The 13,499-nt window shown below is 66.8% G+C and carries 14 protein-coding genes and 1 tRNA gene; 1 reads left to right on the top strand and 14 read right to left on the bottom strand.

Annotation, left to right across the window (positions count from 1 at the left end):
• Positions 1–116: 116 nt before the first annotated feature.
• From QCD75_RS09005 to gcvH, 4 genes are all read right to left on the bottom strand, one after another.
• Positions 117–620 carry a bifunctional nuclease family protein gene (locus QCD75_RS09005; RefSeq protein WP_226762347.1) on the bottom strand — a complete coding sequence of 168 codons (504 nt, stop codon included), beginning with the start codon at positions 618–620 and terminating at the stop codon, positions 117–119.
• The gene (gene ftsR, locus QCD75_RS09000) at positions 620–1,336 is read right to left on the bottom strand and encodes a transcriptional regulator FtsR (protein ID WP_226762348.1); all 717 of its coding nucleotides are present in this window, start codon (positions 1,334–1,336) and stop codon (positions 620–622) included. The genes QCD75_RS09005 and ftsR overlap by 1 nt, the downstream gene beginning before the upstream one ends.
• Positions 1,337–1,359: 23 nt before the next feature.
• Complete coding sequence (locus tag QCD75_RS08995) at positions 1,360–1,836, bottom strand: FHA domain-containing protein (protein ID WP_301227768.1); 477 nt, start codon at positions 1,834–1,836, stop codon at positions 1,360–1,362.
• 152 nt (positions 1,837–1,988) lie between these two features.
• Positions 1,989–2,375, bottom strand: a complete 387-nt coding sequence (gene gcvH / locus QCD75_RS08990) for a glycine cleavage system protein GcvH (protein ID WP_301227766.1) — start codon at positions 2,373–2,375, stop codon at positions 1,989–1,991.
• Between the two features lie 146 nt (positions 2,376–2,521).
• On the opposite strand from gcvH, the gene QCD75_RS08985 reads away from it, so the two are divergent.
• Positions 2,522–3,391, top strand: coding sequence for an Fpg/Nei family DNA glycosylase (locus QCD75_RS08985; protein WP_301227764.1), 870 nt, complete (start codon positions 2,522–2,524; stop codon positions 3,389–3,391).
• A 157-nt stretch (positions 3,392–3,548) separates the two neighbouring features.
• Here the strand turns inward: QCD75_RS08985 and QCD75_RS08980 are convergent.
• The 10 genes from QCD75_RS08980 to QCD75_RS08935 all read right to left on the bottom strand — a co-directional run bounded on the left by QCD75_RS08980 (position 3,549) and on the right by QCD75_RS08935 (position 13,384).
• Positions 3,549–3,625, bottom strand: a tRNA-Pro gene (locus tag QCD75_RS08980).
• A 151-nt stretch (positions 3,626–3,776) separates the two neighbouring features.
• A complete protein-coding gene (der, locus tag QCD75_RS08975; protein ID WP_301227762.1) occupies positions 3,777–5,327 on the bottom strand; it encodes a ribosome biogenesis GTPase Der in 1,551 nt (516 codons plus the stop codon).
• Positions 5,324–6,049, bottom strand: a complete 726-nt coding sequence (locus QCD75_RS08970) for a lysophospholipid acyltransferase family protein (protein ID WP_301227865.1) — start codon at positions 6,047–6,049, stop codon at positions 5,324–5,326. The genes der and QCD75_RS08970 overlap by 4 nt, the downstream gene beginning before the upstream one ends.
• A gap of 28 nt (positions 6,050–6,077) precedes the next feature.
• Positions 6,078–6,806: a (d)CMP kinase gene (gene cmk, locus QCD75_RS08965; RefSeq protein WP_301227760.1), complete on the bottom strand. Its 729-nt coding sequence runs from the start codon at positions 6,804–6,806 to the stop codon at positions 6,078–6,080.
• On the bottom strand, positions 6,806–7,915 hold the full coding sequence (locus QCD75_RS08960) for a prephenate dehydrogenase (RefSeq protein ID WP_301227758.1): 1,110 nt from the start codon (positions 7,913–7,915) through the stop codon (positions 6,806–6,808). The genes cmk and QCD75_RS08960 overlap by 1 nt, the downstream gene beginning before the upstream one ends.
• Before the next feature lie 2 nt (positions 7,916–7,917).
• A complete protein-coding gene (locus QCD75_RS08955; protein ID WP_301227756.1) occupies positions 7,918–9,207 on the bottom strand; it encodes a pseudouridine synthase in 1,290 nt (429 codons plus the stop codon).
• A 111-nt stretch (positions 9,208–9,318) separates the two neighbouring features.
• The gene (scpB, locus tag QCD75_RS08950; RefSeq protein WP_301227755.1) at positions 9,319–10,020 is read right to left on the bottom strand and encodes an SMC-Scp complex subunit ScpB; all 702 of its coding nucleotides are present in this window, start codon (positions 10,018–10,020) and stop codon (positions 9,319–9,321) included.
• Positions 10,017–10,868, bottom strand: a complete 852-nt coding sequence (locus tag QCD75_RS08945; protein WP_301227753.1) for a segregation and condensation protein A — start codon at positions 10,866–10,868, stop codon at positions 10,017–10,019. The genes scpB and QCD75_RS08945 overlap by 4 nt, the downstream gene beginning before the upstream one ends.
• An 8-nt stretch (positions 10,869–10,876) precedes the next feature.
• Positions 10,877–11,776, bottom strand: a complete 900-nt coding sequence (locus QCD75_RS08940; RefSeq protein WP_301227750.1) for a ParA family protein — start codon at positions 11,774–11,776, stop codon at positions 10,877–10,879.
• A 252-nt stretch (positions 11,777–12,028) separates the two neighbouring features.
• Positions 12,029–13,384, bottom strand: a complete 1,356-nt coding sequence (locus QCD75_RS08935; protein WP_301227748.1) for a cation:dicarboxylate symporter family transporter — start codon at positions 13,382–13,384, stop codon at positions 12,029–12,031.
• Positions 13,385–13,499 lie beyond the last annotated feature (115 nt).

Genomic DNA, 13,499 nt, shown 5'->3' with positions numbered 1-13,499 from the left:
GCAATGGGAACTCGTACTTCTGACGTTAGGCCCGCCGGGGCCCAAGGTCAAAGACGTTCGGGGTATTGCCGGGGCGTGTCGAAACTTTCATCCTCGACTTTAACCTTGGCGCGGGTTCAACCGGCGAAATCCTCGGGTTCGACGTCGTCGAGGAACTCGCGGAAGCGGCGGAGCTCGCCCTCCTCGTCCACGGCGGGACCCGGGTGGGTGTCCTCGCCCTCATCGTGTTCGGTGATCCGGACGCCGGCCTCTTCCATCACGGCGTCGGCGCACCAGATGCGGCACTTCGCGCGGAGGGCCAGGGCCAGGGCATCGGAGGCCCGGGAACTGACTGTGGTCCCGTTCTCGAACTGCAGCTGCCCATAGAAGATGTTGTCCTCCACGGCCACAATATTGACGCTGACGATCGAGTGGCCGAGGGTTTCGACGACGTCGATCAGCAGGTCGTGGGTCATCGGGCGCGGCGGCACGACCCCCTGCTGGGCCAGGGCGATGGCGCTGGCCTCGGGGGTGCCGATCCAGATCGGCACGTGCCGCTCCCCGTGGATCTCCTTGAGCAGGACGAGCGGCTGGTTGGACGGCAGTTCAATCCGCACGCCTACGATTTCGACCTCAATCATCAGATGTCCATCCTCGAGATGCGGTCCTGGACCAGGGCCCGGTGCAGCGTGAGGCACAGCTCGCTGATCTCCCGGGCAGCCTCGGCGGCACGGGCGTGGGAAGCGGCGTCCTTGCGCGAGGTCAGCGTCGCCACGGCACGCTCCACCAGCCCGAACTCGCGTTCGGCGGCAGCCTGGAACGGCCGCAGGTGCCGCGGTTCCAGTCCATGGCCCTCCAGCTGGACGCAGGCGCGTGCAACCTGAAGGGCGTGCTCATCGAATTTTCCATTGACATGGCCGATCAGGCCGAAACTCAGCAGTGATTCGACCAGCGGCACGCTCGCGCCGGACTCGGCGCGGAGTTGTTCCTCGGAGAGCCGGCGGACCCGGTTCTGCAGCTCGGACGCCAGCTCCTCGGAGACGATCCGCGGCGAGACCGTGACCCCGGGCGGCAGATTGTCCGGGCGTTCCCCGCGGTCGATCGCATCGAGGTAGTCCTTGATGACCTTCAACGGCAGGTACTGGTCGCGCTGGAGGGACAGCACAAAGCGCAGCCTCTCGACGTCGCTCTCGGAGTACTGCCGGTACCCGGCAGGGGTCCGCTGGGGGTTGATCAGTCCCTTTTCCTCCAGGAACCGGATTTTTGACGCCGTCATGCTGGGGAAGTCGTCGCTCAGCTGAGCCAGGACTTCCCCGATGTTCAGAACCTGGGGTCCGCGCCGTTCCGCTTGTGCCATGGCCACAGGCAGCTACCCCGGAATCAGACGTTGCCTGCTGCGCGGGCAGGGCTCAGGTAGAAGGTGAGGCGGAACTTCCCGATCTGCACTTCGTTGCCGGACTTCAGCTCCACGCTGTCGACGCGGTCGTGGTTCACGTAGGTGCCGTTCAGGCTTCCGGTGTCCACGACTTCGAAGCTGCGAGCCGTGCGGCGGAACTCGACGTGCCGACGGGAAACCGTGACGTCATCGAGGAAGATGTCGGCGTCCGGGTGCCGGCCCGCCGTCGTGATGTCCGAATCCAGCAGGAACCGGGCGCCGGTGTTGGGGCCGCTGTGCGCAACCAGCAGGGCAGAGCCGTACGGGAGTGCCTCAACCGCGGACCGCTCCTCAGCCGAGAGCTTCGGGGCGATGGTCGGTTCATCGCGGATCGGGGTGAGGTTGATCGACGTGGTCTCCGAAGCTTTCACTCCACCCGTGCCAGAACCGTCACCGGTGTCGTTGCGTTCGTGCCCAAACATTGATTCCTCCATTCGCTGCAGGTGTCCCCCCTGCAAACAACGCATGCCGTCCGGAAAAGCCTGGCAAATCCGGGATACAGCCCTTCGCCGGGCGCTGTTTCGCCGGTTTCCCGACGGTTGTTCCAACGACCCGGCCCGAAAAGGGCTTTGCTTTAGCCTACCTGTTGTTCGTACTCCGATGCACTGAGGAGCGACTCGACAGCGTCGGCCTCCGCGAGCTTGATTTCCATCAGCCAGCCCTCACCATACGGATCCGAATTGATCAGGGCGGAATCCGTGTCCAGGGCCTCGTTGCGGGAGACCACTTCACCGGCAACCGGGGCGTAGATGTCGCTGACGCTCTTGGTGGACTCGACCTCGCCGATGACCTCGTTGGCCTTGATTGTGGTGCCAACCTCCGGCATCTGGGCATACACGACGTCCCCAAGCGCATCCTGGGCAAAATCGGTGATGCCCACGCGCACCACGCCGTCGGCGTTCGGGGCAGAGACCCACTCGTGTTCCGCGGTGTAGGACAGCTCTTCGGGAATAATGCTCATGACGGGCCTTTCATCGGGTCAATCACCAATGTCGACGGCGGTCAGCTGAACTGTCCGCCGCTGAAAGTATAGGCATATCCGGCCTGCCCCGGGGAGGACTCTGACATGATGGGGCGATGACAGATCAAGCCGGTATCGGCTAGACAATGCCCGAGCTTCCGGAAGTCGCGGCCCTGGCGGAATTCCTCGCCGGGAAGCTGCGTGGTGCGGTTGTCACAAGGATCCAGCCTGTCTCGTTCGCGGTCCTGAAAACGGCGGATCCGCCCGTGTCCGCGCTCGAGGGCAAGACCGTGACGGCGGTCCGCCGCTTCGGTAAATTCGTCAGCGTGGAGGCCGGCGGCCTGTATTTCATCTTCCACCTGGCCAGGGCGGGCTGGGTCCGTATCACCGACAAGCCCACTGATGTCCCGCTGAAGATGGGCAAGGGCCATATTGCGGTGCGGCTGTTGTTTTCCGGTGGCTCCGGCCCGCTGGGCATCGACCTGACCGAGGCCGGCACGAAGAAGAGCCTGGCGGTCTACCTGGTCCGGGATCCGCACGACGTGCCGGGAATCGCCGCGCTGGGACCCGATCCGTTCAGTCCCGGGTTCGACGTCGATGCCCTGGCGGAGATCCTGGCGGCCAGTTCCCAGCAAATCAAGGGGGTCCTGCGGAGCCAAAGCGTGATTGCCGGCATCGGGAACGCCTACAGCGACGAGATCCTGCACGCGGCCGGCATGTCACCCTTCGCCCTGGCGAAGTCCCTGGACCGCGAGGCGGTCCGGGGACTCTACGACGCCATCCACAGCATTCTGGGGACAGCGCTGCGGGAGGCGGCCGGCAAGCCGCCCTCTGAGCTCAAGGACGCCAAGCGGAGCCACATGAGGGTCCACGGCCGGACCGGCGAGGCGTGCCCGGTGTGCGGTGACACCGTCCGCGAGGTGTCCTTTGCGGACACGGCCCTGCAGTACTGCCCGGGCTGCCAGACGAAGGGAAAGATCCTGGCCGACCGCCGCACCTCGCGCTTCCTGAAATAGGCGGTGCGGGGCCGGCCGCCCCGTCAGCCGCGGGGCGCGGGCGTCCGGCCAACAGCGCCGGCGCAGGGGCCGCCGGAACCGTGCCCGGAACAAAACAGTGCGGGTTAAACAGAAAACCCCGCCGTTCCCTCATCGGGAACGGCGGGGTACTTTCTGTTGGTCGGGCTGACAGGATTTGAACCTGCGACCCCTTGACCCCCAGTCAAGTGCGCTACCAAGCTGCGCTACAGCCCGTTAGTTCCGCCGTTCTCCGCTCCGGACAAATTTCTCTTGAATTTCCAAAAGATTTCATCTGAGCAGTCCGGCCGAACCACCTCCAAAAGCTTACACGATTCCGGAGGGTGCCCGTGACACTTTCTGCATGTCACGGCAAGGTGTGTCGGAATTAACGCTTCTTGCCGCGCTTTTCCCGCACACGCATGTTGACCTCGATCGGCGTGCCCTCGAACCCGAAGGTTTCGCGGAGCCGGCGGGTGATGAAGCGGCGGTACCCCGGGTCCAGGAACCCGGTGGTGAAGAGCACGAACTTCGGCGGGCGGCTGGAGGCCTGGGTGCCGAAGAGGATGCGGGGCTGCTTTCCGCCGCGGACCGGGTGCGGGTGCGCGGCAACCAGCTCACCCAGGAAGGCGTTGAGCCGGCCGGTGGAAATGCGCTTGTCCCAGCTTTCCAGGGCGGTGTCGAGGGCCGGGACCAGCTTGTCCTTGTGCCACCCGGTCAGCGCCGAGATGTTGACGCGCGGCGCCCACGCCACGTGGGCCAGGTCCTGCTCGATTTCACGTTCCAGGTAGCTGCGGCGTTCGTCATCGAGCAGATCCCACTTGTTGAAGGCGAGGACCAGGGCACGGCCGGATTCGATGGCGAGCTGCAGGATGCGGACGTCCTGCTCGCTGAGGACTTCGTCCACCGCGAGGAGCACGACGGCGACCTCCGCCTTCTCGAGGGCGCTCTGCGTGCGCAGGGAGGCGTAGAAGTCGGCGCCCTGTGCCATGTGCTGGCGGCGGCGGATACCGGCGGTGTCCACGAAGCGCCAGGTGCGGCCGCCGAGTTCGATGAACTCATCGACCGGGTCACGCGTGGTGCCGGCAGTGTTGTCCACGACAACGCGCTCGGAGCCGGCCAGCTTGTTCAGCAGCGAGGACTTGCCGACGTTCGGACGCCCGATCAGCGCGATGCGGCGCGGACCGCCGGAGCGTTCCAGGCCTTCGATCGTGGAGAACTCGGGCAGGGTGTCCATCACGTGGTCCAGGAGGTCGGCGACGCCCCGGCCGTGCAGTGCCGAAACCGGGTACGGTTCGCCGAAGCCAAGGCCCCAGAGCCGTGCCGAGTCGGCTTCCTGCGCGAAGTCGTCCACCTTGTTGGCCACCATGATGACCGGCTTCTTGGACTTGCGCAGCATCTTCACGACGGCTTCGTCCGTGGCGGTGGCGCCGACGGCGGAGTCCACGACGAACAGCACGGCGTCGGCGAGCTCCACGGCCATCTCGGCCTGTTCGGCGACGCGGGCGTGGATGCCGCGGGCATCGTGCTCCCAGCCGCCGGTGTCGACGACCGTGAAGTTCCGGCCATTCCAGGTGGCCGAGTACATTACCCGGTCGCGGGTGACGCCGGGGGTGTCCTCCACCACGGCTTCGCGGCGGCCGAGGATCCGGTTCACCAGCGTGGACTTGCCCACGTTGGGCCGGCCGATGATGGCCAGGACCGGATCCAGCTTGACCGGGCCGTCGAAGTCCTCGTCCTCGTACTCGCCGCTCAGGAGGGCGGCGTCCTCTTCATCCAGCTCGTAGTCGTCCAGGCCGGCCCGGAGGGAGGCCGCGCGGACCTCTGCTTCCTCCTCGTCCAGGGCGGCGAGGTGCTCGGCCACCTGGTCCGTGCCGGTGGGCGTGTATTCGTCTTCGCCGGCGCCAAATTGGCCGGAGGTTTGAGTCGTATCGCTCATTGCACTTTCCTTATGGGGTGATCTGCCGGCGTCCCGGCTACTGCTTCATGACGTTCTTGCGGGGAATCCGCGTCGGGCAAGGGCTGCCCGGTTCTTTGGATCGAGTCCTGGACATGGCGGGCCAGCGCGGCGCGGATCTCGGTTCCGGCCCTGTCCATTGAAACACGCCCGGTCTCGCCGGGCCTGCGGCTGACGTTGAGGGCTCCGCCGAAGCTGACGTGCAGCTTGCGGCGCAGCCGGGGAACGGCGTCGAGGTGCTCGCCGCCTTTGCGGGTACCGAGGATGGCCACGGGGACCACGGTCGCGCCGGAGTTCAGCGCGAGCCAGGCGACCCCGTTGTTGATGGCGGAGGCTTCGCCGCTGCCGCGTGTGCCTTCGGGAAGGATCCCGACGCACCGCCCGGCGTCGAGCACGCCCTTGGCCGTGAGGAGGGCCGCCCGGTCGCCCGCGCGGTCCACCGCCAGCTGGCCGGAGGCCTGGAGCACGCGGCCGAGGACGCCGGTGAACATTTCCTTCTTGACCAGGATGTGCATGGCACGCGGCGATGCCCCGAACATCACCGGTCCGTCCAGGAAGCTGATGTGGTTGCCGGCGAAGATCACCGGACCGGTGGCCGGGACGTTTGACCGCCCCGTGACCGAGGTCCGGTAGAGGACATGGTCCAGCAGCCAGCCCACGGGCCGGCTCCACAGGGTGGTCCACCGGGCCGGGACCTGCGCCATGGCCGGCGCCTTGGCCGGCTGCCTCGCGTCAGTCACGGTTGAGCGCCTGGTGGTTGACAATGCCGGTCACGATGCTGAGCGCGGCATCGACGGTCCCGGCGAAGTCGAGCTCCGAGGAGTCCAGCGTCACCACGCCGTCGGCGGCCCGGGTGAAGTTCACCACGGTCGAGTCCTTCGCATCCCGTTCCGTGACCTGGGCCGCGAGCTGTTCGGCGTTCTGGCTGCCACCGAGCTGGATGCCCCGGCGGCGCAGGCGCGCCTCTTCGCTCGCGGTGAGCAGCATCCGCACTTCGGCATGGGGCGCGACGACGGTGGTGATGTCCCGTCCTTCGACCACCATGCGGCGGTGGTGCTTGTCGATCAGCTCGCGCTGCCGGCGGATCAGTTCGGTGCGGGCACCGAGGGTGGTGGCGACGGCGCTGACAGCGGCGGAGATCGACGGCTCGCGGATCGCGAGCGTGACATCGGCGCCGCCGACCCGTACGTATTCCTCCAGCGGGCTCGTGCTGATTTCCAGCGGCAGGCTCTTGGAGGCAGCCTCGACGGAGGCGCCGTCGTCCAGGTCCGTGCCGTTGTCCAGACAGAACCAGGTCAGGGCACGGTACATGGCACCGGTGTCGAGGTAGGCCAGCTTGAGCCGGCGTGCCACCTCTTTGCTGACGCTGGACTTGCCCGATCCGGACGGCCCGTCGATGGCTACTACAAGGCTTTTTCCGGGGCGGAGGACGTCCACGGTTTCAATAAGTTCCTGGGTCATTACTGGAGTACCCGCCATCCACGGTCGTTGAGGGCTTCGATTAACAGTTCGTGCTTGTTCGGCAGCACGGAGATTTCCACCATGCCCACGTTCTGTCCCGAGGAGTGGTCCAGCCGGAGGTCCTCGAGGTTGACGCCGATCTCGCCGATCTCCGTCAGGAGCCTGGCGATCTGCCCCGGGGTGTCATCGACCAGGACCGTCAGCCAGGAGTACGCCTGCGGGGGTCCGCCGTGCTTGCCGGGAATGCGGGACTGGCCGGCGTTGCCTTCGCTGATCAGCTGGGCAAGATCGAGCCGGGCACCGGGCGCTGTCGGGTTCTCGAGCGTACCGATGACCCGGTTGAGGTCCTCGCGGACGCCGTGCAGGATCTCCACGACCTTCTCCGCGTTGGCGCCGAGGATCTGCACCCAGAGGGTTGGATCACTCGCCGCGATCCGGGTGACGTCCCGCAGTCCGTTGCCGGCGAGGGACAGCGCATGCAGGGGGGTGCCCTGCAGCCGGCTGGCCACGAGCGAGGACACGACCTGGGGCACGTGCGAGACGAGCGCCACCGCCTCGTCGTGTTCCTCGGCCCCGAATTCGGACACGACGGCGCCGAGGTCCACAGCCAGCGCGCGCGCTGCCTGCAAAGCCTGGGGCTGTGTCTCCCCGGAGGGGCAAAGGACCCACGGCATGGAGGTGAAGAGCTCGCCGCGGGCAGCGACGGGGCCCGACTTTTCCCGGCCCGCCATCGGGTGGGTGCCCACGTAGCGGTGAAGGTCGGCGCCGCGGGTGCGGAGCTCGGCCTGGATGCCGGCCTTCACGCTGGCGATGTCCACGACGGTGGCCTTGGGGTAGTCCGCGAGGGCGCGTTCGACCACATCCGCCGTCACATCCGGCGGTGCGGCGACGACCACGAGTTCCGGCTGTTCGCCGTCAAGGCGCGCCAGGGGAAGGCCTGCGCCGATGTCGACGGCGACGGCCTGGTTGGTGGGCGAAGGGTCGGAGAGGAAGACTGCCACTCCGCGGCCCCGCAGCCCCAGCCCGATGCTGGTGCCCAGGAGCCCGGTCCCCACGACCACCACCGGACCGTTGAGGTGGCCGCGGCCGTGGGTGCGAAAGGCGGACATGCCTACAGCCCTACGGATGCCAGCAGGTGGCCGACTTCCTGCCTGCCGAGGTTGCGGATGCTGCCCTGGCGCTGGTCGCCCAGGCCGATGGGACCGACCTTTACGCGGACCAGGCGAAGAACCGGGAAACCGACGGCGTCGAAGAGACGGCGGACGATCCGGTTCTTGCCCGAGTGCAGTACGACCTCGATCAGCACGTGGCCCGGGGTGGAATCCACAAGCTTGAAGGAGTCCACCGACGCAATGCCGTCCTCGAGTTCGACGCCGGCCTTGAGCTCGGCGCCGATGCCCTGCGGGAACGGCCCGCGGACCTGCACGAGGTAGGTCTTGGGCACTTCGTAGGAGGGGTGCGTCAGGCGGTTGGCGAGTTCGCCGTCATTGGTCAGCAGCAGCAGCCCCTCGGTGGCGACGTCGAGGCGTCCGACGTGGAACAGGCGTTCGCCGTGGCTGTTGCGCACGAAGTCGCTGATGCACGGACGGCCGTCCGGGTCTTCCATAGTGGAGACAACGCCCTTGGGCTTGTTGAACACCATGTAGACCATGTTCTCGTCCAGCTGGATGCGGAGGCCGTCGACGTGGATCACGGCGGTCTTCGGGTCGACGCGGACGCCGAGCTCGGTGACGACCTGGCCGTCGACTTCAACCCGGCCCTCGGCGATCATTTCTTCGCAGACACGCCGTGAGGCGACGCCGGCCGAGGCCATGACCTTCTGCAGGCGGATGCCGTCCTGGTCGTGCACCTCGGACTGGGGCACCTCGGCGCGGGGTCCGCGCTTGCGGGCCGGCTTGCGCACGGGTCCGAGGTTCTGGCCGAAGCGTTCGCTGCCGAAGGCACGTGCGCCGGCGGTCTTCGGGGCGCCGGTGCGCGGCTTGGGCTTGAGTGCTCCCGGAGTACCGGGGGCCTTGCCGAAGCCGGGCTTGCGGGCGGCAGCCTTACGGGCTGCCTCCTTGCCGGAGGGCGCCTTGGACTTCCAGTCACCGGACGCGGGCTTGCCGGCGGGCACGCCGTCGGGTCCCTGCAGGTCCGGATCGATAAAGGCTTCTTCGCGGGGCTTGGGCCGCTTGAACGGGCGGTCTGCGCCGCCCTTGAAGCCCGCTCCCCCGCTGCGGCTTCCTGCGCCCTGCGCGCCGCGGGCTGAGCCGCCCTTGTAGTCGGCTCCGCCGCTGCGGCCTGCGCCGCCCTGTGCGCCGCGGCCGGAGCCCTGACCTCTGCTTTGTCCGGCACTGCTTTGTTCGGCACTGTTACGTCCCGAACTGTTACGTGGTGAACCCTGGCGTCCCGCCTGTGTCATGACCCGTCCTTCGTTTGTTGGCCAACGGCCGCTGTCTCCCGACAACCCCCGCCGGCTGGGGCAAAAAGCCTCTGCCCTCGTTGATATCCGTGCGCAGGCAGTTGTACCTGCCTACATTCTTCCTGCGTCATAGAACTCTTCGATGCCTTCCAGCCCCGGAAGATGGGGTGAAAGTTGCGGTAATTCCGCGACCGAGCCGATTCCCATTCGCTCCAGGAAATACGACGTCGTGCGGTACAGGATGGCCCCGGACTCGGGATCAGTTCCCGAGTCCTCGATCAGCCCCCGCTGCGTCAGCGTCCGCACGACAGAGTCAACATTGACTCCTCGAATTGCAGACACCCGCGCCCTTGATACGGGCTGGCGGTAAGCGATGACGGCGAGCGTTTCGAGCGCCGCCTGCGTCAGCCTGGCTGTCTGTCCCTCCAGCACGAAGCCGCCGACGATGTCGGCGAACTCAGTGCGCGAATAGATCCGCCAGCCTCCGGCGATATTCCGCAATTCAAAACCCCGGGGGGTGGCACTGAAGCCGTTGAAACTGGCATCGTCCACATCCGGGGCATTAACAGTATAGCCGTTATACTCCCGCTGCAGTTCCACGAGCATCCCCTCGACGACGCCGACGGTCAGGTTCAGGCCGGAGGCGAGCTCGGTGGCCGTCGCTGGCTGGTCGATCACCATCAGGACGGCCTCGAGGGCGGCGCGGGCACCCCCGGGGAGGCTGCCGACATCGGGGCCATCGTCGTTTTCGGCTGCCGCCTGTGCCTCAGGGGCCGGGTGTCCGGCTGCATCCCCGTTCCGGGTGTGATTCACTGCTGCTCCTCATATTCTTCACTCAGGTTCCCGCTGCTCCAGCCCTCGACTCCGGCGGTCCAGCGGACGGTCAGGTCCCCCAGCGGGAGCAGCTGCTCGAAGGCCACGGCCTTATCCCGGAACAGCTCCAGCAGCGCCAGGAAGCGTGCCACCACCACGAGGGTGGACTCGGCGTCGGCGATCAGCGCACGGAAGGTGAGCGGCGCGCCCAGCCGCAGCCGGTGGCCCAGCAGTTCGGCCTGTTCCTTGACGCTGACGGGGGTGCCGTGGAGGTGGGCGAGGCCGACCTCGGTGGGTGCGGCTTCCCTGGGCTTGAGTGCGGCCTCGGCCAGGCCGGCGAATTGCTGCGGGGTGTGCCGCCAGAGGAGCTCCGGCAGCAGCGCGGCAAAGTGGCCCTCCAGCGCGACCTGCCGCGGATACCGGCGGGCCTCCAGCTCGAGGGTGGCACCCATCATGCCGGCCACGTGCTTGAACGCCTTGTACTGCAGGAGCCGGGCGAAGAGCAGGTCGCGGGCTTCGAGCAGGGCAATGTCTTCCTCGTCCTCCACCTCGCCGGCAGGCAGCAGCCGGGCCGCCTTGAGGTCCAGCAGCGTGGCGGCGATGACGAGGAATTCGCTGGCCTCGTCCAGGGCCCACTCCTCGCCCAGGTTCTGCAGGCGCTTGATGTACTTGATGAACTCATCGGTGACGGTGGACAGCGCCACTTCGGTGATGTCCAGCTGGTGCTTGGAAATCAGTCCGAGCAGGAGGTCGAACGGGCCGGTGAAGTTGGCGAGCCGGACCTCGAAGCCGGGCTTTTTCCCGGCCGGCGCTTCCGGCCCCGCTGCGGGAGCACCCGAATCTGCCACGGCCCTGACTAGGGCGCGCCGCCGCGCGAAATGAGTTCCTTGGCCAGGTTCCGGTACGCGTCGGCGCCGATGTGGTTGCCGGCGTAGCTGGTGATGGGCTCGGCCGCGACGGTGGCGTCCGCAAATTTGATGGAGCGCTTGATGACGGTCTCGAAGACCTTGTCGCCGAAGGCCTCCACCAGCCGGGAAATGACCTCGCGGCTGTGCAGCGTGCGGGCGTCGTACATGGTGGCGAGGACACCGTCGACCTGGAGCCGCGGGTTCAGGCGGTCCTGGACCTTGTCGATGGTCTCCACCAGCAGCGCCACGGCGCGCAGCGCGAAGAACTCGCAGATCAGCGGGATGATCACGCCGTGGGAGGCGGTCAGTGCGTTCACGGTGAGCAGTCCCAGCGACGGCTGGCAGTCGATCAGGACGACGTCGTAGTCGTCCTCAACCTTCTTCAGGGCCCGGTCCAGCACCTGCTCGCGGGCCACCTCGTTGACGAGCTGGACCTCCGCGGCGGAGAGGTCGATGTTGGCCGGGAGCAGGTCCAGGTTTTCCACGCCGGTCTGGTGGATGGCGTCGCGGATGTCGACCTTGCGGTCCATCAGCACGTTGTAGACCGTGAGATCCAGTTCGTGCGGGTTGATGCCTAGGCCTGCGGAAAGGGCACCCTGCGGGTCGAAGTCCACGACGAGCACGCGGCGGCCGAATTCCGCCAGCGCGGCCGCAAGGTTGATGGTGGAGGTGGTTTTGCCCACTCCGCCCTTCTGGTTGACCATGGCGATGACCCGCGCCGGACCGTGGGATGACAGCGGAGCGGGCTCCGGAAAGTCGCGTTGCGGGCGCCCGGTGGGGCCCATGACGGCGTCTTCCAGATCGAGTTCGGTGCCTTCCAGAGTTGCTGAACCCTGTTCGCTGCTCACGTATCTATCCACACTTTCGATGACGGTGATGGTCGTGCCTGGTATTGCTGCCGCTGGAGTCCCAGGGCCGATCCTATTCCTCCCAAGGTTACAGCGCCCGACACGGTATTCCGTGGACCTTGACAGCGGCCGTTGTTTGAGCCTCAACCCTCTGGTAGAAGTCGAAGGTTGCCGTCGTGGGACAAAAAACCGCCCGGACGCTGGCAGGCGTCCGGGCGGTTTTGGCCAGTCACTGGCGGGGGCTGGCACAGCTCAGGCGTTGGCCAGAACGGGCTTTTCCGGGGCCGCTTCCTCCGCGTGTGCATCGTGTGCGGCGATCATGGTCTGTTCGTTGAAGGGCTCGTTGCCGGAGAGGACACGCTCGACCTGTCCGCCGTCGATCTCCTTGACCCAGGTGCCGATCAGCACGGTGGCCACGGCGTTGCCGGTGAAGTTGGTCAGCGCCCGGGCCTCGGACATAAAGCGGTCGATGCCGACGATCATGCCCACGCCGCCGAGAAGCTGCGGCGCATGCGCCTGGAGTCCGGCAGCCAGCGTGGCCAGGCCGGCACCGGTGACGCCTGCGGCACCCTTGGAGGCAATGATCATGAAGATCAGCAGCGACACCTGGGCGCCCAGGTCCAGCGGAGTGCCCATGGCGTTGGCCACGAACAGCGAAGCCATGGTCAGGTAGATGGCCGTGCCGTCGAGGTTGAAGGAGTAGCCGGTGGGGACCGTGACGCCAACGACCGGCTTGGACACCCCGAGGTGTTCCATTTTCGCGATCAGCCGGGGCAGCGCGGCTTCGGAGGATGAGGTGGAGAAGATGAGCAGGTATTCGCGGCCGAGGTACTTCATCAGCCGGAAGATGCTGACGCCGGCGACGATCTTGAGCAGGCCGCCGAGGATCACGACGATGAACAGGGCGCAGGTGATGTAGAAGGCGACCATCAGGGTGGCCATGCCGAAGATGGCCTGCACGCCGGTGGCACCGACGACGGCGGCGATCGCGCCGAACGCTCCGAGCGGGGCCAGCCACATGATCATGACGAGGATACGGAACACGAGGGCCTGGCCGTAGCCGACGGCCCTGAGGATGGGGGTTCCCTGTGCGCCCATCCGCTGCAGGGCGAAGCCGACCAGGATCGCGGCGAGAAGGGTCGGCAGGACCGGGATGTCGCCCGGGATGATGCCGAGCAGGAAGTCGACCGTGCTGTCCGCGGCTGCCTTCTTGTTCGGGTCGTAGGGGGCGAGCTTGAGGCCCTCTCCCGGGTGGATCAGGTTACCGACGACCAGGCCGATGGCCAGCGCGAAGGTGGACATCACCATGAAGTAGCCCAGGGCCAGGCCGCCGACCTTGCCGACCGTGGCCGCCTTGGCGATGGAACCGATGCCGAGGACGATGGTGCAGAAGATGACCGGGCCGATCATCATTTTGATGAGCTTGATGAAACCGTCGCCCAGCGGCTTCAGGGACTTGCCGACCTCGGGGAACATCAGCCCGACGAGGGCGCCGAGGACGACGGCCACGATGACCGCGATGTAGAGATAATGGGACTTGTCGAGACCCTTGCGCTTCTTGACCGGCGTCGCGGCGGGTGCCGCCGACTCTCCTCTTTGAGAGGTCATGGTGTTCTCCTTGGATAGGCTGGACGTCGGTGCGGCACAGGCTGTGGGCCCATCGCGTCCGTTCTGCGTGTTCCACCATCATTGGGGATTCAGTGACGCGCATCACCGTTGCGTT

Origin of the sequence: Arthrobacter sp. PsM3 (assembly GCF_030433895.1) — a bacterium.
Taxonomy (GTDB): Bacteria; Actinomycetota; Actinomycetes; order Actinomycetales; family Micrococcaceae; genus Arthrobacter.
This window is presented reverse-complemented; position numbering and strand designations above follow the sequence as displayed.

Excerpts from the sequence above, each read along its gene's own strand:
- QCD75_RS08970 (WP_301227865.1), bottom strand. The coding sequence starts at position 6,049 with ATGGCGCAGGTCCCGGCCCGGTGGACCACCCTGTGGAGCCGGCCCGTG.
- QCD75_RS08955 (WP_301227756.1), bottom strand. The coding sequence starts at position 9,207 with ATGACACAGGCGGGACGCCAGGGTTCACCACGTAACAGTTCGGGACGT.
- der (WP_301227762.1), bottom strand. The coding sequence starts at position 5,327 with ATGAGCGATACGACTCAAACCTCCGGCCAATTTGGCGCCGGCGAAGAC.
- ftsR (WP_226762348.1), bottom strand. The coding sequence starts at position 1,336 with ATGGCACAAGCGGAACGGCGCGGACCCCAGGTTCTGAACATCGGGGAA.
- cmk (WP_301227760.1), bottom strand. The coding sequence starts at position 6,806 with ATGACCCAGGAACTTATTGAAACCGTGGACGTCCTCCGCCCCGGAAAA.
- QCD75_RS08995 (WP_301227768.1), bottom strand. The coding sequence starts at position 1,836 with ATGTTTGGGCACGAACGCAACGACACCGGTGACGGTTCTGGCACGGGT.
- QCD75_RS08960 (WP_301227758.1), bottom strand. The coding sequence starts at position 7,915 with ATGTCCGCCTTTCGCACCCACGGCCGCGGCCACCTCAACGGTCCGGTG.
- QCD75_RS08935 (WP_301227748.1), bottom strand. The coding sequence starts at position 13,384 with ATGACCTCTCAAAGAGGAGAGTCGGCGGCACCCGCCGCGACGCCGGTC.
- QCD75_RS09005 (WP_226762347.1), bottom strand. The coding sequence starts at position 620 with ATGATTGAGGTCGAAATCGTAGGCGTGCGGATTGAACTGCCGTCCAAC.
- QCD75_RS08985 (WP_301227764.1), top strand. The coding sequence starts at position 2,522 with ATGCCCGAGCTTCCGGAAGTCGCGGCCCTGGCGGAATTCCTCGCCGGG.
- gcvH (WP_301227766.1), bottom strand. The coding sequence starts at position 2,375 with ATGAGCATTATTCCCGAAGAGCTGTCCTACACCGCGGAACACGAGTGG.